This is a genomic window from Ensifer sp. KUDG1 (genome assembly GCF_050434285.1).
In the GTDB taxonomy this organism is placed as follows: Bacteria; Pseudomonadota; Alphaproteobacteria; order Rhizobiales; family Rhizobiaceae; genus Ensifer.
The window spans coordinates 374,229-395,758 of the sequence record NZ_JBNDIG010000004.1; the positions used below are offsets into that span (position 1 = coordinate 374,229).

Here is a 21,530-nt window from a genome sequence, read left to right on the forward strand (position 1 = left end):
CATTGCCGCGCCTATCGCGGCCGCTCGGGAAAACGTGCCGGAACGGCCGTGTTTCCTCAGCGACCGCGACCGCCGCCGCCACGCCCGCCACCGCCGCCGCGGAAGGCAGCGCCGCCGCCGCGCCCGCCTCCTCCGTGGAAGCTGCCGCGGTTGCCACCCTGGAAACCGCCACCGCTGTAGCCGCCGCCACCACGGTCAAAGCTCTGGAAGTTCCGGCCGGACTCCTGATAGAGCCGCCCATAATTGCGGCTGAGTTCGTTCTGGTTGCCGAATTGCCGTCCGGCACGATCGAAGGACAGATGATCCGGCGCCCGTTGGCGAACCTGCGGACTGCGGCGCGGTGTGGTTCTCGTCTCGGCCCGGTTCTGGATACGCTGTGCGGCTTGGGGCCGGTTGGATATCGCGCCTTGGGCGGCATTGCGCAGGTTTTCCCCGTTCGGCCGCTGAACCGGTTGCCAGCCATCCGGCGTGTGCTTCTGCCATTGGCCGTCCTGACGGCGATAGACGCTGCCATCGCGGCCGGCATAGACGTCACCGCCCTTGCTGCCGACGATGAAGCCCTTGTCGCCTTCCGAATTTCGCCAGCGCAGGCCGCCGGCACTGCCGGTCGATCCGCCGCTGATGCGCGCGAACTCACCACCGTGCTTGACGGCTACACTGCCCCACGAGCCGTAGACATTCTGCCCGCCCCGCGCGACCATCGCGTTGCCCGTGCGTGGATTGTAGGCAGAAATGAAACCGCGCTCGCCGCCGGGACCCGCCACCGCGCCGCCGCGGAACCGTGTGCCCGTGACAGGGTTATAAGCTGCGCCGAAGGCAAGACCCCTTTCCGGGCCATAGGCGTAGCCATAGCGCCCGAACGTACCGTAGGCTGGGTTGTATGAGGCGCCGAACCCGTAGCTGATCGGCGGCGGATAATAGGGCCAATCGTCGTCGTAATAGTCCCAATAGGGCGGATAATACCAGCCCGAGCCCCAGACGACGGTGTCCCAGGCAAGGTAGGTATAGAGATAGCCGAGCGTGTAGCCGTACCAGATGGCATCCGGCTCCGTGTCGTAGATGCGGACATAGGTCGCGTTATAGACCGAAGACGACGATGGGATCGTGTAGATCTCATCGGCAACGGCGCGGGCAACGGCAAAGGGCCCGGTCGGCGTATCACCGACGAACCAGATACCGTCTTTCAGAACGAAGTACTTGTCCGCAACCTTGATGACTTGCTCGTTGGCGTTGACGGCATAGAACATCGACGTGCCTTCGATCGGCTCGAACTTCGGCTCACCATTGTAGTGCACATCCACCTTCAGCGATCCATCGGTCGAAACCCGTGCGAGCTTCGGAATGCTCGCCCGCAGACGCGCCATTGCGCTTTCCGACGTCCCGGGGACCGACGCGCGCACGGCCGAGTAGGAGGCGTCGTCGGGCAGGTTCACGAAATCATCTGGCAGATCAGGCGTGGCAAAGGTCCAGGGACCTTCGAGCGACGTTGATGAAAACCACCGTCCGGACAGAAGCGTGTACCACGTCTTGCTGGCCCGATGGAAAAACACCGAGCTGGTCGTGTTGGATACCCAATCCAGCCCCGTACCCGCGATCGGTTCGAGGGCCGGTTTTCCCTCAAAGATCAAAAGCTCCGCAGGCTTCTCCGAATAGAAGACCTTCGGAAGCTGATTATCGCTGAAGGGCGTGGGCGGAAGGGCAGCTTTTACCCCTTTCCAGTTGTCGATCTCCGGCAGCTTGGAAAAGACGTCCGGCACCGATGCCGCCGCAACCCAGCCGCTCTCCAGGGCCTTCGACGTCAGCCAGTTCTTTTCGCTCCGCAGATAGTAGTCTGCCGACTGATCCACCTTGAAGAGATCCCAGTTCGTGTTGACCACGAAGGAGAGGCCCTCGACACCCTTGACCGGCGCCGTCACCGGCTTTCCGTCCGTCTGCACCAGGATGGCCGGCGTTTCACTGACAAAGATCGGCGGCGGATCGGCCTTGATATCGGGGATATCGGCGAGGCGCTGGAAGTCCGCAAGGCTTGCCGCCAGGCGTTGCTGCGACACGACGATCGGATCGGTCGGGACAAGCTTGCCGATGTCGAGCGCAAGGTCCGCAAGCTGCTGCCGGTCCAGGGCGGAAAAATCGAGCCGCGTGGTGCGCACATCCGTCAGCGTGACGTTTTCCGTTGCCTCGTCGGCCACGGTCTTGGCCGAAAGCCCGATGATGCCATAGATCGGCTTGGCGTCGGCGGATGGTTTGAGCTCGGTGGCGACAAGGGCTTCGAGCTCCTTGAAATCCTTCCAGGACGTGATCTGCGGCTGGAAGAGCGTGATCGTCGCGCCCTTTTCGGTGGTGAACATCCTTGGCCAGGCCGGCGCGGTGGCATCGGACTGGTTAAGATACTTGCCGGCAACGAAGCCGTTTGCCCCGGCATAACTCACGGCGCACCAGGAGGCTTCCGCATCGCATTCCTTGATGTCGACTTCCTCGCCCTGGGGGATCACGCGCATCGCGTCAAATCCGGTTCCCGGCCCCACCCTGAAGTTCACGATTGCAGTCAGGATGGCAGGATCTGCAAAGGCTGAAGTTGAGAAGAACGAAGCGATCGTCAGGTACGCAAGAAGTCTACGCATGATCACATTCCCTTCTGGGTGTCTAAGCTGTTCGAAATCCCTGCATGCCGGAGTGCCACTGAAAACGGGCCGTGACGACAAAGGCGTCCCGCGTTTTCAGCCGGTTAAAGTCGTACAATTTCAGGATCATTGCACATTCGGCGACAGGTGCAACCGCAAGACAGCAGACCACACGATCGCGGCTGCGTTTCCGCCAGGCCGGACTCAGCCACCTGCCTGTTGCAGAATATGACGCGCGCGCTCGATGATCGGCGCATCGACCATGACGCCGTTGAGCGCAAAGGCGCCACGACCGTCTGCCTGAGCCGTCTTCGCTGCGTCGATCACGGTCTTTGCCCAGGCGATCCGTTCTGGGCTCGGCGAGTAGGCCTCGTTCAGCACTGGGACCACGGACGGGTGGACACAGCTCGCGCCGTCAAATCCGTGGGCCTTCGCCTCACGAGCGGCTGCCTTCAAGGCATCTAGCCGCCTGTAATCGGCAACCGTCAGAAGCATCCCGAAGGAGAGCTTTCCTTCCGCCTTGGCAGCAAGGTGGACCATCAGTTTCGGAAGGCGCAAGACGTCTGGCAGGGGTTCTGCGCCCATGCTGGTCGCGATGTCTTCGCCGCCAGCGGCAAGGCCGGTCACACGGCTGACGCGCGCAATCGCGCGCGCATCGAGAACGGCGCCTGCATCCTCAAGGAGCGGCACGAAGGCGACCGGCGGCCGGCCGATCCGCTGCTCAATCGGCTCCAGATGCGCTGCAATATCCTCTAGCTCCTGCGGCGACCGGGCTTTCGCGACATAGAGGCCGAAGGCGCCGGCAAGGCAGGCGGCCTCTGCATCCGCCATCCGCAGTTCCGGCGCCGAATTGATGCGGACGAAGACGGTCGCGCCACCGCGTCCCACCTGCGCCACGGCGTCCTTCAGCCCATCCCTAGCGGCCTGCTTCTGCTCCAGGGCGACGGAATCCTCCAGGTCGAGGATGATCGCATCCGCGCCGCGCTCGTGCGCCTTGGCGATGAACGTCTCGGACGAGGCCGGGACGTAGAGAAGGGAGCGAAGCCTCACGCGGCCTCCCCTTGGACAATCGTCGCGATCGCGCCGCTATCCAGTCCCGCCTCAGCCAGAACTTCGGCCGTGTGCTCCCCAAGCGCTGGTGCAGGCCTCCGCCAGACACCCGGCGTCTCGGAAAGCCGCGGAACGATGTTGTGCATCGGCAGGCTGCCGAACTCGGCGTCCTCGACATCGACGATGATTTCGCGCTCGGCGAAATGGGGGTCGGACGCGGCGTCTGCAATATTGTAGATCGGCCCGACCGTCGCACCGGCGTCGCGCATGATCTTCAGCGCCTCGTCATGGTCATGCCGGGCAAACCAACCGCCTACGGCCTCGTCGACCAGGTCGCGGTTTTTGACGCGCTCCGAATTGGTGGCAAAGCGCGGGTCCTGGTTCATGTCGGCGCGGCCGATGATCTCGAAGATCCGCCGTGCGACCTGGGGTGTCGATCCGGACAGTGCCACATACTTTCCGTCGCGGCAGCGGTAGACGTTGCGTGGGGCGGCCGTGTTGGAGGCGCTGCCGACGCGCTCCTTGATCTTGCCGGTCGTCTGATAGATCGCCGCCTCCGGCCCGAGCACCGAGAACATCGGTTCCAGCAGCGACAGGTCGATAACCTGCCCTTTTGCGTAGCCGCGATCGCGCGCAAGCAGCGCGGTCACGGTGGCCGAGCTGCCATAGACACCGGCGATCATGTCGGCAAGCGCCAGCGGCGGCAGCACGGGCTCGCGATCGGGAAAGCCGGTGCGGTAAGCAAAACCGCTCATGCCTTCGATGATGGTGCCAAAGCCTGGGAACTGCGCGTAAGGCCCGGTCTGGCCGAAACCGGAAATGCGCACGATGATCAGGTTGGGATTGCGCGCGTGCAGCGCTTCCGGCGAAAGCCCCATACGCTCAAGCGTTCCCGGCCGGAAGTTCTCGATGAAGACGTCGGCCGTATCGATCAGCGCCCAGAGCGCCGTCATCGCCGCCTCCTGCCGGAGGTTCAGAACGACGGAGCGCTTGTTGCGGCTATAGGTCTTCCAATAGAGCGAGTGGCCATCGTCCTTCCAATCGCGGAGCGGATCGCCTGCCGGCGGCTCGATCTTGATGACGTCGGCGCCGGCATCGGCCAGTTGCAACGACAGCATGTTGCCGGCAACGAGCCGGGAAAGATCAAGGACCCTCGTACCTGCAAGCGGTCCCTTGGCATCGGGATCGAACTGTCGCTTCGCAAATCCGCTCATCGAAGGCGCTCCCCGGTGTCCTTGTCGAAGAGCAGAACCTTGTCTGCATCGATCTTCAGCGTCACGTCCTGACCGGCTGCAAGCAGCTTGCCGCCGTGGACGACGACCGTGATATCCTGGCCGCCCATGTCGACGACGATTTCCTGGTCCTCGCCGGTCGGCTCGACCAGGCTGATGCGGCCCGGCACGCCCGTTGTTCCAAGCGTGATGTGTTGCGGGCGAATGCCGCAGACGACCCGCTTGCCCGCCTCCACCTTTCGCCCGAGCGGCAAGGAGACGCCATCCCGGGTCAAGGCCGTCTCACCCTCGGAGATCGCCTCGATCAGGTTGATCTCCGGCGAGCCGATGAAGCCGGCGACGAAGAGGTTGGCGGGATCGTTGTAGAGGTCGAGCGGGGCGCCCGCCTGCTCGATCTTTCCGCCGTTCATGACCACGATCTTGTCGGCCATGGTCATGGCCTCGGTCTGGTCATGGGTGACGTAGACCATCGTCCGACGCAGCCGCTGGTGCAGCTTCTTGATTTCGCTGCGCATCTTCACGCGCAGCTTGGCATCGAGGTTCGACAGAGGTTCGTCGAAGAGGAAGGCGCGCGGGTCGCGCACGATGGCGCGACCCATCGCGACACGCTGACGCTGGCCGCCGGAGAGTTCGCGCGGCAGGCGGTCGAGCAGCTTTTCCAGGCCGAGGATTTCGGCCGCCTGGGTCACCCGCTTCTCGATCTCCGCTTTCGGCGCGCCGGCGAGCTTCAAGGCGAAGCTCATGTTCTCCGCGACCTTCATGTGCGGATAGAGCGCGTAGGACTGGAAGACCATGGCGATGTCGCGCTCCTTGGCCGGCATGTCGTTGACGACCTTGCCGCCGATGGTGATCTCGCCGGCTGAAATATCCTCCAGCCCGGCGATCATGCGCAACAGCGTAGACTTGCCGCAGCCCGAGGGGCCGACGAGCACGACGAATTCACCGTCGCCCATTTCCAGCGAGATGTCGTTGAGCACGGCAACACTGCCGTAGCTCTTGCCGACGCTTCTAAGCTCTATCTCGGACATGTTTCCTCCCTTTCTTTCCGCCCGCAGTTAGCGCTCGGCAACCTCGAGCCGGCCGATCGACATGCGCCCGGCAGACGCCATGCGAAGGCCAGCCATGCCGTAGCGTAGCGTCGCATCATCAGCCTGAAGCACCCGCTCGCCATCAATGGTGAGCGTCAGCTTGCCGCCAACGACCGTGAGATCGATCGCATAGCTCCGGCCGTATTCGATACGGAACGGGGCGTGGGCGAGGACTTTCGTGCCGTGGTCTTCGAGCAGGATCACGGCTTCGCCGTTCTCAAAACCGGCGGCATAAAAGCGGCTCGTGCCCTGAGCCCGCGCCACCAGCAGATGCGAAGCGCCTGAGTGCGGCTGAAGCTCGGCCTTGACGCTGACGTCGCGGAGATAGGCGTTGCCCGTCCAGGCGTCCGCGTCGGTAGCCGTATGGGCATGGATGCGACCCTGTTGCAGGCTCCAATGGCCGCGGTTCCAGGTGAAGCGGGTGATGCCGCCCCATTCATGCGCTTCCTTCGCCGGGTCGATGACGGCGCGGCCCTTACCGGAGACGGAGAAGTCCGCAAGGAACAGCCGGCCGAGGAACTTCAGTCGGCCGAAATACTCGACCAGGATGCCGACCTCGTCGACCGCCTCACCATTGCCGTCGGGGATGGTGAAGGCGTAGTCCTGCCAGCCGCTCGCAGACGGCACGTGCCAGGCGCCGGTTTCCTGGATGGTGCCGCTCATGGCGCGGCGGACATAGGGCGCCACGCGCAGGTTGCCGTCACCGTTCCACGGGTCGAGCCAGAGCTTGAACGACACCGTCTGGCCGTCATCGGCAAGCGGCGTGAACATCGGGCGGTAGCGCTCATCGTCGAAGTCGGAGCGGCGATAGAAGGGCTTCCAGAAAATGCGTCCGCCATGCCCGCGCTCGAGGCGGTCGAGCAGGATTTCCAGCGATCCCTTGGCATTGTCCGTATGACGCTCCGCCGATGCCTTGACGGCAATCTGGTTGAACGGCTCGGTGCGGAAACCATGGGTGGCGCCGGGTGCGTTGAAATCGAAGCGAACGCCGCGGCGCTCGAAATCCTCGACCCAGAGTGCTGGAGCTTCCCGCCCCTGCAGGCGCAACGCCAGCACAGTCAACTCGCGGGCAAAGGAGGGAATGTCGACGACGTTGACTGTACCCGTCACGCCCGAAGCGACGACGAAGTCGTTGATCGGCTTGCGGTACTTGTCCCAACCCGGTCGCACCTGCTGCAGCGTGCCGACGATCGCACCGGCATTGCCGGCGTTGCAGTCCGTGTCCCAGCCGGCCATCGTCGCAATCTCGACGGTGCGCGGCAGGTCGCCCTGGCCGTAGATCAGGCTCATGATCAAAACGCCGGCATTCGGAATGATGTGGCAGACGCCGGGATAGCGGTCATAGCCCCAATCCGCCGTCAGCATGTCGCGGCAGGCGCGCCAGTCGTTCCGGTTGGCCTCGTGGAAGCGAAGCACCGCGCGCGAAACCTTGGCATAAAGCGAGTCGGCTGGGATGGTCGCGAGACCCGTCTCGATGACGTCCTCAATGTTCTTGGCAACAAAAGCCTGGGCGATGGCTGCAGCGCAGAAGCGGGCGCCATGCAGGCCCTCGCCGTCATGGGCGACACTTGCCGCAAGTGCCGAGGCTTCGGCCGCCTTCTTCGGGTCGGCCGGATGCACCCAGCCCCAGCTGTCGATGAAGATCTGGCCGCCGATCTGTTCGGCAACCGTCGTGCCGTTCTGGGCGATCGAGCCGGATTGCGGCGCCGGGATGCCGGCACGCAGGTTCTGATAGGCGGTATGCTCGGTCGAGTTGCCGAAGCCGCCCCACCAGTACATGCCGTGTTCTTCGGCTGCATAGTTCAGCCAGGTCTTGCCGACCTCTTCGGCGGTGGCGCCGAGGCCGTAGTCGCGCAGCGCCCGGATGAAATAGACCGGGCCGTTGGTGTCGTCGTCGGCAGCGAAATTCTTGAAATCGCGCAGATATTCCGTCACCTCGCCATAGGTGTCCCGGATGCGTTCATAGCTCCAGATCGTCGGCTCGACGGGTGCGCCCAAGCGCACGCCGATCGCCTTGCCGATAAAGCCGGAATAGATACGCTCGAAGATTTCTGTGGTGCTGAGCATCGGATACTTTCGAATTCTAGAGACTGGGAACCTGGGTGAGCTCGGGTACGGCAAAGAGGCCTGCGCGCGCCGTGGCCCGCGCCGTTTCGCGTTTGTGGTCGGCGGCCTGGATTGCGGTCACCGTTGCGGTAAAGGCATCGGCCGATCGGTAGAGATCGAGCTTGTTGACGCGGTCGAGCTGGGAGACCATCGCCCGGTCGATAATGCTTTCGCCGTACATGGCGCCGAGGATCGCGCCGGCCATGACGCCGATCGAGTCCGTGTCGCGGCCGGAGTTGATGCCGTCGATGATCGACTTGTAGAAATCACCGTCATTGACGACGGCAAAGCCGAGCGCCAGCGGCAGTTCCTCGATCGCGTGCAGACGCGACGGCTGGTAGGCGTCGGTGGCAATACCGGCCTTCTGCGGCGTGTGCTGCACGTCGTCGCCCATCGGCGAATAGCGCGCGATGATGCGGTGGAATTCGGCGACGACAGTGGCGTGATCAGCACCCTTCAATGAGCGCGCAGCCTCGACGATATCGGCGATCGCGTCACGCGTTCCGTCCTTCGCCACGGCCAGCGTTTCTTCGATGACCGCATCGAGCGTGGTGCCCGGCACGAAAGCGGCGGCGACTGCGGCTGCCAGTACGCCGGCAGCCTCCAGGCCGAAACTCTGCTGGTGGCCGGAGGCAAAGGCGATTGCCTCGTCATAGGCCGCCTTCGGATCACAGGAATTGGCGACGCCGATCGGCGCGATATACATCGCCGCGCCACAGTTCACCATGTTGCCGACGCCGCCCTGGCGCGGATCGCAACCCGAAAGCTGATGGCGCTGGAAGATCCACTTCTCCGGATAGAACAGCCGCTCGATCAGCATCGTTTCGCGCTGCAGTTCCGGCACCCAGCGCGGCGTCCAGGCGATCTCGCGCACCATGCCCGACGCCATGTCCCAGGCATCGAGGTGGCGCTTGACGTCGTCGTAGATCGACATCACGCAAAGGGTCATCAGCGTATCGTCGGTGACGATGCCGCCGCCACGCACACGCCCGTTACGGGCCGCCTCGTTCTGCTTCATGCGGTGCCACTCTGTATCGAGTGACGCCACCCGGCCATAGCGCTCGCGGATTTCCGCGGCGGAGAGTTTTTCAACCGGCGCCCCGATGGCGTCGCCGTAGGCGACGCCAAAGAGAAGCGCCCGAACCCGTCCCTTGAGGGAGAGCCCTTGAGCATCATTTGTCATTGAGAACCGTCCTTGCATATTCGGTCATTTTCTCGCCGCCGGCGGCGTTCCACTCGGAAACGAACTGGTCCCACTGGTCCATCTTGGCTTCGCCGGAGACGAACTTGTAAACCCAGGCCCGGTAAACGTTTTCCGTAGCGTCGATGTCGGTGGCGTATTCGGCAGGCCAGACGAACGCGTTGTCCGGCTTGAAGTCGGCTGAGATCGTCTTCAGCGATTGCTGCGCGGCTTCGCTGAGCCACTGAACCGGTGGCTGCCAGTTGGCGGCAACGAGGAAACGGGCATACCAGGTGGCGAGCTTGTCGGTCGGCTTGATGGTTTCGCCGTCCTTTGTGTACTGCTCACCCTCGAAGCCGAGCCGTTCGATCGCCTGGCCCTCGGGGCTGGCGATGAAGTCGAGCAGCTTGACCACCTCTTCCTTGTGTTCGGAGGTCGTCGCGATCGCGAGACCGCGCGCTTCCTTGGAGACGTCGAGCGCCATCAGGCCCTGGCCACCAGGACCCTTCGGTGGCGAAAGCAGGCTCAGGTTCACACCGGGATGGGCCTGGCGCATCTTGCCGCCATAGATGTCGATGACTTCCGCGGAGGAACCGAAGATCACCCCGGCACGGCCGGAGTAGAACTTGTCTTCCTTCACGTCCCACTTGGTGGTGATGAATTCCGGATCATAGAGACCCTGTTCACGCAGCGACGCGTAGAAGCCGATCTTTGCCTTTTCCGCCGAGGAAACGCGGGCATGGATCCACTCGCCGGCCTCGTTCTTCATCCAGGTGCCGGTCACGCCGAAGGCCTGGTTGAAGATGGCATCGAGTTCCTGGGTATTGTCGGCGGTGGTCACGCCGTAGCTGTCGGCCTTGCCGTTGCCGTCGAAGTCACCGTCCTTGATCGACTTGAAGAGCGAGACGTAGTCGTCGGTCGTCTTCGGCGCCGCAACGCCAGACTTTTCCAGCCAATCGGTGCGGATCACCGGCTGTGGCATGCGCGGCGGGTAGACATAGAGCAGATAGGGGTAGTTCTTCAGCCGCTCGACATTGTGCGGGAAGAGCGCGTCCTTCAGATAGCTCGTCTTCGGCAGCCAGTTGTTCCAGTCCTCCAGCACGCCCTGCTCGGCCATCTTGGTGTCGCCACCCTGGAAATAGATGAGGTCGGGGATATCGCCGGACAAAAGCATGGCGCTGAGCTTGTCGGCATAGCCCGAAGACGGCAGGTCGATGACCTGGATATGGATGTCCGTGCCCTTGGCCTTCAGCGCCTCCTCATAGGCCTTCATCAGCTTGACGTCGTCCGGATTGCTCGTCGTCAGGTCTTTAGAGACGACCCGGATCGTCACCGGATCGGCGAAGGCGGGCATGGCAACGCTCGCCATCAATGCCATGGCGGTGGTTGCGCCAAGGATCACTTTTCCAAGCATGTTTGTTCCTCCCAATATGCTTTGGCTTTTATCTCTGGGTTCTGCATCATCAGCCCTTCAGCGCACCGCTCATGGTGCCCTTGGTGAAGAACTTCAGAATGAGTGGGTAGATCGCGAGGATCGGCGCGATGGTCAGCAGGATCATGCCGGCCTTCAGCGCGCGAATATTGATCTGGCTCGCACCGGTGTAGTTGTTGCTGTCGACGACCCCGACCATGGCGAGCTTGTCGCCCTCGACCACGAACTGGCGCAGCACCACCTGCAGCGGCCACTTCGACTGGTCGTTGAGGTAGATCATCGCCCGGAAGAACTCGTTCCAATGGAAGACGAAGTAGAAGAGCGCGATGGTCGCGAGCGCCGACTTGGCGAGCGGCAGCGCCACGTACCAGAAGATCTGGAAGGGATTGGCGCCATCGAGTTCGGACGCCTCGATCAGTTCCTTCGGCACTTCCTCGAAGAAGCGCACAAGAATGATCAGGTACCAGGCGTTGACGACCTTGAAGAGGATCAGCGACCAGTAGCTGTCGAGCAGACCGAGGCGCTTGTTGATGAAGTAGTCCGGGATGATGCCGGGCTCAAAGACGATCGTGACGAGCACGAAGACGAAGATGATGCGCCGGCCGGGCAGACCGGGACGCGAAAGCGCCCAGGCCATCAGCGCCGTCAGCACGACACCAAGAAAGGTGCTGACCAGCGTGATGAAGATCGAGTTGAAGAGACCACGCTGGACCGCGGAGTTGTTGATCAGCAGGTTCCAGACTTCGGTCGAGAAACCATTCGGGACGACCGTCAAGCCGCTCATGCCGGCAACCTTGCCCGGATCCGAAAAGGAGATGGCGAGCAGGTTCAAGAGCGGCTGGACCGTCAGGACGACAAGGAACATGAGCGTCGAGACGATGATCGCATATTCGAGCCGCTCGAGCGGCGTTCTGCGGACGTTGTGGGCGGCCATCACCATACCCCCTTGCCAGTAAGACGTTTCGAGAGAAGGTGGGCGGCGACGATCATCAGCATGCCGAGCAGGGCCTTGAAGAGACCCGCGGCCGTTGCCAGCGAGTATTCGCCGGTCTGCAGGCCGATGCGGTAGACATAGGTGTCGATGATATCGATCTTGGCGCGCACCACGTCGTTGGAGAAGTTGATCACCTGATTGAGGTCGGCGTTCAGGAACATGCCGGCATTCAGGATGAAGAGTGTCGCAATGGTCGGCACGATGCCCGGAATGGTGACGTAGCGGATCTTCTGCCAGCGGTTGGCACCGTCGATCTCGGCCGCGTCATAGAGTTCCTGGTCGATGGCGATGATGGCGGCGAGATAAAGTAGGCTGTCCCAGCCGGCGGAGCGCCAGATCTCCGAGAAGACCAGGACCCAGCGGATCGAACCGGTATCGGTCATGAAGGAGACGGGCTGCAGGCCGAAGAAACCAATGACATCGTTGACCGCACCGTCGCTTGGCGAGAGCACGGCAATGAACACGCCGGCGATGACGACCCAGGACAGGAAGTGCGGCAGGTAGATCGCCGACTGGATGAACTTGCGAAAAGCGCCGCCCCGAATCTCGTTGAGCAAAAGCGCAACGATGATCGGGATCGGGAAGAAGAAGACGATCTTCATCGTCGAGATGATCAGCGTGTTCGCCAGCACCTGCCAGAAGATCGGCGAGGAGAACAGCGTCTGGAAATGCTTGATCCCGACCCAGATGTTCGGTGGGATGATGCGCAGCTGCTCGAAGGCGATCTTGGCTTCCCAGATCGGGAAATAATGGAAGATCACGAAGAAGATCAGGCCGGGCGCCATCATCAGGTAATAGGGCCACCATTGCCGCACGCTTTTCGTGAAGCTTTGCCGGTGGACTTTGGGAACGTTCCCACTTTGTGGCATGGCTGCATCCGCTACAAGATCGTTGCTTACGGTCATTGTTACCTCCCTGCCGCCGCGCGCACGGGTGCCAAGGCCGAGACATCGGCAAGCGAACCGCGCTCGACCAGTCGGCACGGCAGAAAAATCCGGCCGTGCTCCGGGCGACCGGCAATCTGATCGAGCAGGCATTCGACCGCGCGAATGCCGATCTGCCGACCAGGCTTTTCGATCGTCGTCAGCCCCGGCCAGGAGAACGCTCCCGCCGGAATGCCATCGAAGCCGAGAATGGAAATATCCTCCGGGCACCGAAGCCCCGCCTCGCGAACCGCGATCATGGCGCCGAGCGCCATCAGATCGTTGGCGACGAAAACGGCGCGGCTGCCTCTCCACGGCGCAGCAAGCAAGCGTCCCATGGCCTTTCGTCCGCCTTCGACCGTGTAGTCGGATTCTTCGACCTGCAGGATGTCGGGATCGAGGTCGCGCGCCACGCAATGCTCGTGCACGGCGCGCAGAAACCGCGCGCGTGCAAGACGCGACCGCGGACCGAGCATCAGGGCCGGAGCCGGGTGTCCACGCTCGACGAGGATATCCATGCCAAGGCGGACTGCCTGGGCAATGTCCGAACCGACGCTCAAGGTGTCGGGGAAACGCTCGGCGCTCGACCCGATGAAGACGAAGGGCAAGCCGAAGCGATCGAGATCATCGAAATTGTCGGCGACCGGGTTGATGATCGCGCCATCGACGCGGGCGCGGCGCAGGGCGCGCAGATGCGTCGCTTCCTTGCCGGCATCCCAGTCCGACGAGAAGACGAGGAGCGAAATGTCGTCCTTGGCGGCGCGATCCTGGGCGCCGCGAGCGACTTCTGCCCAGAAGGGGTTGGTGATATCGGGAATGACCAGGCCGAGCAGACCGCTGCGCCCCGAGCGCATGCCGACGGCGAGATGATTGCGCTCGTAGCCGGTGGCCGCAACGGCCTTCAGCACCCGATCGCGGGCCTCATCGGAAATGCTGGCAGAACCGGCCAGAACCCGCGCAACCGTGCTCTTCGAGACCCCCGCCCGCTCCGCGACGTCGATAATGGTGGCCCGTTGCCGGGGTCCGTTCTTCATGTTTCCTCCCGGGCCCGAAGCCATCATCGAAAGACAGGCCTCAAGCTCGTGGGAACGTTACCATGAGCGTTCACGCTTTGGCAAGACGTGAAATCTCCCGCCTAGACACAAGGCTCATTTGTCGCCGATTGCGCGCGACCAAATTCGGCGTGGGCACCTTCTCCCGCAAGCCAGGAACGCACTCGACGGATGCGGAAAACTATTGAACAATCGCCTCATGATTCCAGCAAGCCATTGGCTGAAAACAGACTTCCACACATTGTTTCGAACACGCCCCGACGGGCGGATCGTGTGCGAGAACGATCCGGATCAGACGCCGGGCCCGCGCTTCTGGCTCGCCGGGTGCGCGGAGACAAACCTGTGCGCAACACGCGCGGACCTGCCAGACGGTCTGGTCGCGGAGCTTGAAGGGCTCGCCGCATCCGAACCGCCCTTCGTCCATCCCAACACGCCGGTGCACCTTGAGCGCTATCTGTCGCTGCTTGGTGGCGACGGACCTGCCGAACATAATTTCGGCCTTGTCTTCGAGCTGCCGCACGACACCCCTTATCAAGGTGACGCACGGCTCGTTGGCAGCGACTCCGAAGAAGGCGCAGGGATGATGCGAAGCTGGGCGACGGACCGGATTCCCAAGGCCTGGTTCGACCTTGGCTTCCGCGAGGTGGCCGACTTCTGGACGCCCTGGTGCGCTGCCATCGTCGACGGCGAGGTCGCCTCGCTGGCATTTGCGGCACGGCTCGCCGATACCGGGGCCGAACTCGGACTTGTGACCGCCAAGGCGTTTCGGGGACGGGGTTTCGGCGCCGCTGCGACGGCCGGCTGGTCACAGCTGCCGACACTTCGCTCCCGCACCCTGTTTTACAGCACCGATCGAGACAACGTCTCATCGCAACGCGTCGCCGCCCGCCTCGGCCTGCGGCTACGCGGTGCCAGCTTGCGAATATCCTGAAGCTTAAGGGCTACGCTCTCGCCTGCCTCTTACCCTATGGACGCCACGCCAACCACGACCGTCGCCGCATTCGTTTTTCAGTGAGCAAGACCCGTCAGAACGAGCGGGGTGCAGGATCCAAAAGCTTCACGCTGCCGGCGGTCACCTGATAAATCGCGCAGGTTCGCTGCACCGAGCCGTCGCGTGTGAACCGGAACGTGGCGGCAGCACCGACAAAGCCGTTCGGCGCGCGGATACTTTCCTGGTTGATGGCACCCTCCCCCTGGGACCGCACGAGACCGGCTGCAAGGGCGATGACGTCGAACCCATAGGCCGCGTCCGCACTTGCCGCGCGCTCGTAGCGATCGAGAAAGCGCGACGTCATCCGCGAGCCGTTCTCCGGACCGAACAGACAAAGGTGGCTTCCGGAAAACTCCGGTTTCTTGTAGGCGGCATTCGTCCAACCGGACGTTCCGACGACCATCGCGTTCGGCTTCAGATAGCCGTTGGCCTTGAGCTGCGACAGCGCAGCGACCTCGCCGCCTTCCGACCCGAGCAGGAGAACGGCATCGACGTCCTTGAGTTTCACCTTGGCGGCGGCGTCATTCGAAAATGTGGCCGTACCGGTTACGGCGACGAGCGTCGGCTTGATGCCATAGCCCGCCAGGCCGCGGTCCAGCCTTTGCCGCTCGGCGGCCGAGACATCGCTGGGCAAGAGCACCACCAGCCGCTTGCGGCCGGAGGCGAAAGCATAGGACGCGCCCTCGACAGCACTGTCGATGCGGTCGGAAACGAAAGCGAAGGTGCCGGCTGGCCGTTCGGCGCCGTTGCCGCGCAACGCCAGCAACGGCGCGCGCGAAGCGCCAAGCCCCTGGCGGACGGTGCCGACAGGCACGTCCGCAACCGTTAGCGCAATCAACGCCGCATTCTGGCCGGCGAGACGCTTGGCGGCGTCCTGGACTTGCTGCGGCGAGCCGTCGGTATTTTCGACCAGCAGCGAAAGTTGACCACCGCCCACCTCGTCCACCGCGAGCGACGCACCGTCGCGAATGTCGCGTTCGCGCACCGTTTCGCCCGACGGCGCCATCAGTGCCGTGATGAGCCCGATGCGTGTTGCGCCGCTTCCGAAGCTCTCCTGCGGCTTCACCGCATGCTCGGCCGCGCGCCGGGCATGCCTTGCCTGTGGCGATTCGACGTCGAGCACTTCAGGAGCGGTGGGAGCTCCCTGGCAGCCGGAAAGGACGCCAAGCACCAGCACGCCGAGTGCCAGCCATTGCCGGCACGACGACACGCGCCGTGCCGGGGAAACCACAACGTGGGGCATGTCGATCATACCGGCTGTCTCAATTCATGAAGTGCCGCATTTTGGCGTAGAAGCAATCGCACTTGGCAATGTAGTCCTCGTCGCGCCAGTTGGATTGCAAGTAACCGTAGGCCTTGCCGCAGGCGACCTTGGTTTCGGACGCCCAGACGAAGGCCGGTCGCGTCGAGGCGATCCAGCGCGGATCGTCAGCAACAGCGATCGCCTCGTCCATGCGCGACACGACTTCCCTGGTCAGCGTCGCCACGTCCTGATCGACCGTCAGCGCGGACTGGCTGATCTCGGTGCACTGCCGGGCCACCGGCGCATAGTCGCCGATAAGGTCCGCCGCGAAACTGGATACGGGCAACAGTGCGAGCATTATCCCCGCCAGCATGCTTCTGCTCATGAAAGCTCCCCCTGAATGTGCGGTTCCCGGATGATTGCCGAGAACCGCTGAACTGTCGAGATCGACCTTGCGTTAGTGGACGTCTTGAGACGTTTTCGTCCCGTTATCGTTGAACAGGACCTTCACCACGTCCGTCGAGACATTGAAGTTCTCCAGCACGGCAACCGTATGCCAGCCGTCGCTGCCGCCATTGCCGTCGGTATCCACCTGCAGGTTGGCGTTCTTTCCGTCCTGAACCACCTGGGCATAGTCGCCATCCAGCTGTGTGTTTGCCGGAAGATTGCCGAGCAGCGCGGACAGATCGACGAAATCGTCCTTGCTGTCGTAGTCTGTGATGACGTCGGCGATGTCGAGTTGAAGGTCTCTTGCATCGAGCACGAAGGTGTCGTCGCCCGAACCGCCCGTCAGCCTGTCGACGCCCATGCCACCATAGAGGATATCGTCACCCGAACCGCCAATCAGCGTGTCGTTGCCGGCATCGCCATAGAGCGTGTCATTCCCGCCATTGTCCGAAAGCGTGTCGTTCCCCGCGCCGCCGGCCAGAATGTCGCCATAGGCGCTTCCGTAGAGCCTGTCGTTGAAGTCCGAGCCGATGACACCTTCCATGTTGCGGTAGTCTTCTTCGCCCAGACCGACACTGGACAGATCTGCGTCGGTCTCTCCACTGCTTTGCACCAGGGTAAACGTGACGGGTCCCGTCGCGTCGGAGAAATTGAGCAGGTCGGTGCCTGCACCGCCATCGATGTCGTCGTCGCCGGCGCTTGCATAGATGATGTCGTTGCCCGCCAGGCCGTAAAGCTTGTCATCGCCGGCACCGCCATGGATGACATCGTTCCCGGCGCTGCCCGTGATGCTGCCAGAGCCATCGGACACAAAGGTGAGCGTTGAGGAGTTCGACAGATCCCCATCCTTGTCTTGCCCGGTAATTCCAAAGGTGAGTGTCAAATCCGACTTGGTGGCCGACTCGACGTAGCTGAACACCGGCTTGAAGGCGAGATCGATGTCACCCTTGCCGACGAGCTCGATATAGTCGAACTTGCCAAGCACGCTTGAGGTTATCGTTATACTTTCCTGGCCCTTGGCCACGGTTATGGGATCGGGAAGGGCAATCAGCGCACCGTTGCCGTCCCTGACCTTGATCTCAATGGTCCCGGCGCTCTGAACCTTTCCGAGCTGAAGTGTAAACGATGTGACGTCGGCTTCCAGAGTGATGCTGAATTTCTCGTTGGCCGTGAATGAGGTGTTGCCGATGCCAAACTCGTTTCCGTCTTTGACGGAATAGGCATTGAACTTCGGATCGGAGCCTCCGGACCTTGCGAGTGCCTCGAATTCCGCAAAGCCGAAGTCATATTCTTCCTGCGGTTTATTGGAAATCTCGCTGTTGCCGTCGACGGTCTTTTCCTCCCCGGGGCGATCCTTCAATTGCTCCAGCTGATAGGTGCCGTCGGGATTGGTCGTCAGGCGGAAGATGCTGGCGCCAAGGCTGTCCTTGACCAGCACCTGTCCGGTGCCCGTTCCTGTCGTGGTCCAGCCGGCCGGCAGCCCACCGACGCTGTCGATCTTGTAGATTTTGATGCCGTCGGCGCCTGGCGTCGCATTGATGACACCTTCCAGCGCGCCGGTACCGTTGCCCATGTAGGCACTGCTGATGGATTGGATGGTCGGGACATCGTCGACGATCCGGATGTTGAGCGTGGCATTGCTCGTCGAGCCATCTTCATCGGTCACCGCGACGACGAAGTTATCGAAGACCCCGCTGTCGGCTCCAGCCGCAGTATGTCCCAAGCTGTTGTCCTGCAGCAGATAGCTATAGGTGAAGGTTGCGCCCGTCACCGTGCCATTGACCGTCGTCGGCATGTAGCCGGTGATCGTCAGAAGTCCGAGTGCCGTGTCTACCGTAGAGCCCACGGCGTAGGCGCCCCCCGTCACGACCGCAGTTCCATTTATCTTCAGGCCGGCGAGCCCGTCGGGCGTCGTCACGGAGAAGCTGCCGGTCTGCGTAAGTGCAGCCACATTCGGCGAAGAGCCATCCGAGAGATTTTTCTCGTAAACCGTCTCTTCGGCGCTGGACGACAGCCCGTTGACGCTGACGCCATCATCAGTGCCAGTGATCGTGATCGTTACCGTCTGTATCGCCGTGCCACCATGGCCGTCAGCGATCGTCACATCGTACTTCTGCGTCAGCGTCTCGCCGGCATTCAGCGAGTCCAGCACGCTATCAGCGACATTGAAACTCCAGCCGACCGAATCGTTCGACTGGTTCAGCGAACCGAGCGAGAAAGTGCCGAGATAGCCGTTGCCCTGCGCCGTGAAGCTGGCGTTGTGCGTGTCCAGCGTATCGACATCGGCAAAAGTTACCGCGCCGCCCAGCGTGTGCGTGGCCGTATTCTCGCCTGTCGCCCCGTCGGCGATCTCGGTCACCGCACCGCCTTGTGCGACCGAGGTGATTACCGGAGCGTCGTTGGTGCCGGTGATCGTGATCGTCACGGTCTGGGTCGCCTTGCCGCCCTGGCCGTCATCGACGGTGACGTCATAGGTCTGCGTCAGCGTCTGACCGACCTGCAGCGAGTCGAGCACGCTGTCGGCGACATTAAAACTCCAGTTGATCTTGTCGCCCGCCTGGTTGACCGGGTCGAGCGCGAAAGTGCCGAGGTAACCGTTGCCGTTCGCCTTGAAGCTGGCGCTGTGCTCATCCAGCGTATCGACGTCGGAAAAGCCGATCGTGCCGCCCTGCGTGTGCGTGGCCGTATTCTCGCCCGTCGCCTTGTCGGCGATCTCCGTCACCGCACCGCTCTGAATACCCGAGGTAATGACCGGGGCATCGTTGGTACCGGTGATCGTGATCGTCACCGTCTGGGTCGCCTTGCCGCCCTTGCCGTCATCGACGGTGACGTCATAGGTCTGCGTCAGCACCTGGCCCGCCTGCAGCGAGTCGAGCACGCTGTCGGCGACGTTGAAGCTCCAGCCGACCTTGTCGGTTGCATGGTTCAGCGAGCCGAGCGAGAAAGTACCGAGATAGCCGTTGCCGTTCGCCTTGAAGCTGGCGCTGTGCTGATCCAGCGTGTCGACGTCGGAAAAGCCGATCGTGCCGCCCTGCGTGTGCGTGGCCGTATTCTCACCCGTCGCCTTGTCGGCGATCTCTGTCACCGCACCGCTCTGAATACCCGAGGTAATGACCGGGGCATCGTTCGTGCCGGTGATCACCACCGTCACGGTCTGTTTTGCCGTGCCGCCATGGCCGTCGTTGATGGTCACCTCATAGGTCTGCGTGAGCGTCTGACCAGCTTGCAGTGAGTCGATGACACCGTCAGCGACCTTGAAGGTCCAACCGACCGAATTACCCGCCTGGTTCACCGGGTCGAGCGCGAACTTGCCGAGATAGCCGTCGCCGTTCGCCTTGAAGCTGGCGCTATGCTCATCCAGCGTATCGACGTCGGCAAAAGCCACCGTGCCGCCCTGAACATGCACCACCGCATTCTCGCCGTCCGCGCCGTCAGCACGCTCGGTCACAGTCACGCTCTGCACGCCCGAGGTGATGATCGGGGCATCGTTGGTGCCGGTGATCACGATCGTGACCGTCTGCGTCGCCTTGCCGCCATGACCGTCATCGACGGTGACGTCGTAGGTCTGCGTCAGGGTCTGGCCAGACTGCAGGGAGTCGATGACGCCGTCGGCGACCTTGAAGGTCCAGCCGACCGAGTTGGCCGTCTGGTTCACAGGGTCGAGCGAGAACTTGCCGAGATAGCCGTCGCCGTTCGCCTTGAAGCTGGCGCTGTGGACATCCAGCGTATCGACGTCGGCAAAAGCCACCTTGCCGGCGTTGACATGCACCACCGCGTTCTCGCCGGCCGCACCGTCGCCACGCTCTGTCACCACGGCGCTCTGCGTGCCGGAGGTGATCACCGGCGCATCGTTCGTCCCGGTGATCACGATCGTAACGGTCTGTGCCGCGATGCCGCCATGACCGTCATTGACGAACACGGTGTACTTCTGCGTCAGCGTCTGGCCGGCCTGCAGCGAGTCCAGCACGCCATCAGCCACCTTGAAGTTCCAGCCGATCTTGTCAGCTGCCTGATCGACCGCATCCAGCGAGAAGGTCCCGAGATAACCACGGCCCTGCGGCAAGAAGCTGGCGCTGTGAGTGTCGAGCGTATCGACGTCCGTAAACGTCACCGCGCCGTCCTGCGTGTGCGTCACCGCATTCTCGCCAGTCGCCTTGTCGGCGATCTCCGTCACCGCACCGCTCTGCACACCCGAGGTGATCACCGGAACGTCGTTGGTGCCGGCGATCACGATCGTGACCGTCTGTGTCGCCGTGCCGCCGTGGCCGTCATCGACGGTGACGTCGTAGGTCTGCACCAGGATCTGGCCGGCCTGCAGCGAGTCGAGCACGCTGTCGGCAACCTGGAAGTTCCAGCCGACCTTGTCGGTTGCCTGGTTCAGCGGGTCGAGCGAGAAGGTACCGAGATAGCCGTTGCCGTTCGCCGTGAAGCTCGCCGTGTGCGTGTCGAGCGTATCGACATCGCGGAAACCGATCGTGCCGTCCTGCGTATGCGTAACCGTGTTCTCGCCCGGAAAACCGTCGAAGCGTTCCACCACGCCGCCGAGCTGCCAACCGGACGTGATCACCGGGGCGTCGTTGGTACCGGTGATCGTGATCGTCACGGTCTGGGTCGCCGTACCGCCCTTGCCGTCGTCGACGGTGACGTCATAGGTCTGCGTCAGGACCTGGCCCGCCTGCAGAGAGTCTAGCACGCTGTCGGCAACCTTGAAGCTCCAGCCGACCTGATCGGTTGCCTGGTTCAGCGGGTCGAGCGAGAAGGTGCCGAGATAGCCGTTGCCGTTCGCCTTGAAGCTCGCCGTATGCGTGTCGAGCGTATCGACATCGCTAAAGCCAACCGCACCGCCCTGCGTGTGTGTGATCGTGTTCTCACCCGTCGCCTTGTCGGCGATCTCCGTCACAGCACCGCTCTGTACACCCGAGGTGATGATCGGCGCGTCGTTGGTGCCGGTGATCACGATCGTCACCGTCTGCGTCGCCGTGCCGCCATGCCCGTCATCGACGGTGACGTCATAGGTCTGCGTCAGCGTCTGGCCGGCCTGCAGCGAGTCGATGACGCCGTCGGCGACCTTGAAGGTCCAGCCGACCTGATCGGTTGCCTGGTTCAGCGGGTCGAGCGAGAAGGTGCCGAGATAGCCGTTGCCGTTCGCCTTGAAGCTCGCCGTATGCGTG

14 protein-coding genes are annotated in these 21,530 nt (G+C 62.8%); 1 reads left to right on the plus strand and 13 read right to left on the minus strand.

The features are described from left to right. Positions 1–56 precede the first annotated feature (56 nt). The 10 genes from M2267_RS14240 to M2267_RS14285 all read right to left on the minus strand — a co-directional run bounded on the left by M2267_RS14240 (position 57) and on the right by M2267_RS14285 (position 13,660). Positions 57–2,621: an SH3 domain-containing protein gene (locus tag M2267_RS14240; RefSeq protein ID WP_429115086.1), complete on the minus strand. Its 2,565-nt coding sequence runs from the start codon at positions 2,619–2,621 to the stop codon at positions 57–59. A gap of 204 nt (positions 2,622–2,825) precedes the next feature. Next, positions 2,826–3,671 carry an HpcH/HpaI aldolase/citrate lyase family protein gene (locus tag M2267_RS14245; RefSeq protein WP_429115087.1) on the minus strand — a complete coding sequence of 282 codons (846 nt, stop codon included), beginning with the start codon at positions 3,669–3,671 and terminating at the stop codon, positions 2,826–2,828. Further along, positions 3,668–4,885, minus strand: coding sequence for a CaiB/BaiF CoA transferase family protein (locus tag M2267_RS14250; protein WP_429115088.1), 1,218 nt, complete (start codon positions 4,883–4,885; stop codon positions 3,668–3,670). The genes M2267_RS14245 and M2267_RS14250 overlap by 4 nt, the downstream gene beginning before the upstream one ends. Next, the gene (locus M2267_RS14255; RefSeq protein WP_429115089.1) at positions 4,882–5,931 is read right to left on the minus strand and encodes an ABC transporter ATP-binding protein; all 1,050 of its coding nucleotides are present in this window, start codon (positions 5,929–5,931) and stop codon (positions 4,882–4,884) included. The genes M2267_RS14250 and M2267_RS14255 overlap by 4 nt, the downstream gene beginning before the upstream one ends. A 27-nt stretch (positions 5,932–5,958) precedes the next feature. Next, entirely contained in the window at positions 5,959–8,058 is a 2,100-nt protein-coding gene (locus tag M2267_RS14260) for an ADP-ribosylglycohydrolase family protein (protein WP_429115090.1), read from the minus strand. 16 nt (positions 8,059–8,074) lie between these two features. Next, on the minus strand, positions 8,075–9,280 hold the full coding sequence (locus M2267_RS14265; RefSeq protein WP_429115091.1) for an ADP-ribosylglycohydrolase family protein: 1,206 nt from the start codon (positions 9,278–9,280) through the stop codon (positions 8,075–8,077). Continuing rightward, a complete protein-coding gene (locus tag M2267_RS14270) occupies positions 9,270–10,691 on the minus strand; it encodes an extracellular solute-binding protein (protein WP_429115092.1) in 1,422 nt (473 codons plus the stop codon). Before M2267_RS14270 ends, M2267_RS14265 begins: the two co-directional genes overlap by 11 nt. Before the next feature lie 49 nt (positions 10,692–10,740). Then, entirely contained in the window at positions 10,741–11,643 is a 903-nt protein-coding gene (locus tag M2267_RS14275; protein WP_291151043.1) for a carbohydrate ABC transporter permease, read from the minus strand. Next, positions 11,643–12,608 (minus strand): ABC transporter permease, encoded by a 966-nt coding sequence (locus M2267_RS14280; RefSeq protein WP_429115093.1) that lies wholly within the window; start codon positions 12,606–12,608, stop codon positions 11,643–11,645. The genes M2267_RS14275 and M2267_RS14280 overlap by 1 nt, the downstream gene beginning before the upstream one ends. A 2-nt stretch (positions 12,609–12,610) precedes the next feature. Continuing rightward, entirely contained in the window at positions 12,611–13,660 is a 1,050-nt protein-coding gene (locus tag M2267_RS14285; protein WP_429115094.1) for a LacI family DNA-binding transcriptional regulator, read from the minus strand. A 202-nt stretch (positions 13,661–13,862) separates the two neighbouring features. On the opposite strand from M2267_RS14285, the gene M2267_RS14290 reads away from it, so the two are divergent. Beyond that, the gene (locus tag M2267_RS14290; protein ID WP_429115095.1) at positions 13,863–14,609 is read left to right on the plus strand and encodes a GNAT family N-acetyltransferase; all 747 of its coding nucleotides are present in this window, start codon (positions 13,863–13,865) and stop codon (positions 14,607–14,609) included. Between the two features lie 94 nt (positions 14,610–14,703). On the opposite strand, the gene M2267_RS14295 is transcribed toward M2267_RS14290, so the two are convergent. The 3 genes from M2267_RS14295 to M2267_RS14305 all read right to left on the minus strand — a co-directional run. Further along, a complete protein-coding gene (locus tag M2267_RS14295) occupies positions 14,704–15,921 on the minus strand; it encodes an ABC transporter substrate-binding protein (protein ID WP_429115096.1) in 1,218 nt (405 codons plus the stop codon). Positions 15,922–15,931: 10 nt separating this feature from the next. Then, a complete protein-coding gene (locus M2267_RS14300; protein ID WP_429115097.1) occupies positions 15,932–16,297 on the minus strand; it encodes a hypothetical protein in 366 nt (121 codons plus the stop codon). Between the two features lie 72 nt (positions 16,298–16,369). After that, positions 16,370–21,530 (minus strand): beta strand repeat-containing protein (locus M2267_RS14305; RefSeq protein ID WP_429115098.1); only part of this gene is annotated, 5,161 nt, incomplete at its 5' end.

Coding starts and splice junctions, on each gene's coding strand:
- M2267_RS14285 (WP_429115094.1), bottom strand. CDS start 13,660: ATGAAGAACGGACCCCGGCAACGGGCCACCATTATCGACGTCGCGGAG.
- M2267_RS14240 (WP_429115086.1), bottom strand. CDS start 2,621: ATGCGTAGACTTCTTGCGTACCTGACGATCGCTTCGTTCTTCTCAACT.
- M2267_RS14275 (WP_291151043.1), bottom strand. CDS start 11,643: ATGGCCGCCCACAACGTCCGCAGAACGCCGCTCGAGCGGCTCGAATAT.
- M2267_RS14300 (WP_429115097.1), bottom strand. CDS start 16,297: ATGAGCAGAAGCATGCTGGCGGGGATAATGCTCGCACTGTTGCCCGTA.
- M2267_RS14270 (WP_429115092.1), bottom strand. CDS start 10,691: ATGCTTGGAAAAGTGATCCTTGGCGCAACCACCGCCATGGCATTGATG.
- M2267_RS14255 (WP_429115089.1), bottom strand. CDS start 5,931: ATGTCCGAGATAGAGCTTAGAAGCGTCGGCAAGAGCTACGGCAGTGTT.
- M2267_RS14260 (WP_429115090.1), bottom strand. CDS start 8,058: ATGCTCAGCACCACAGAAATCTTCGAGCGTATCTATTCCGGCTTTATC.
- M2267_RS14295 (WP_429115096.1), bottom strand. CDS start 15,921: ATGATCGACATGCCCCACGTTGTGGTTTCCCCGGCACGGCGCGTGTCG.
- M2267_RS14265 (WP_429115091.1), bottom strand. CDS start 9,280: ATGACAAATGATGCTCAAGGGCTCTCCCTCAAGGGACGGGTTCGGGCG.
- M2267_RS14250 (WP_429115088.1), bottom strand. CDS start 4,885: ATGAGCGGATTTGCGAAGCGACAGTTCGATCCCGATGCCAAGGGACCG.
- M2267_RS14280 (WP_429115093.1), bottom strand. CDS start 12,608: ATGACCGTAAGCAACGATCTTGTAGCGGATGCAGCCATGCCACAAAGT.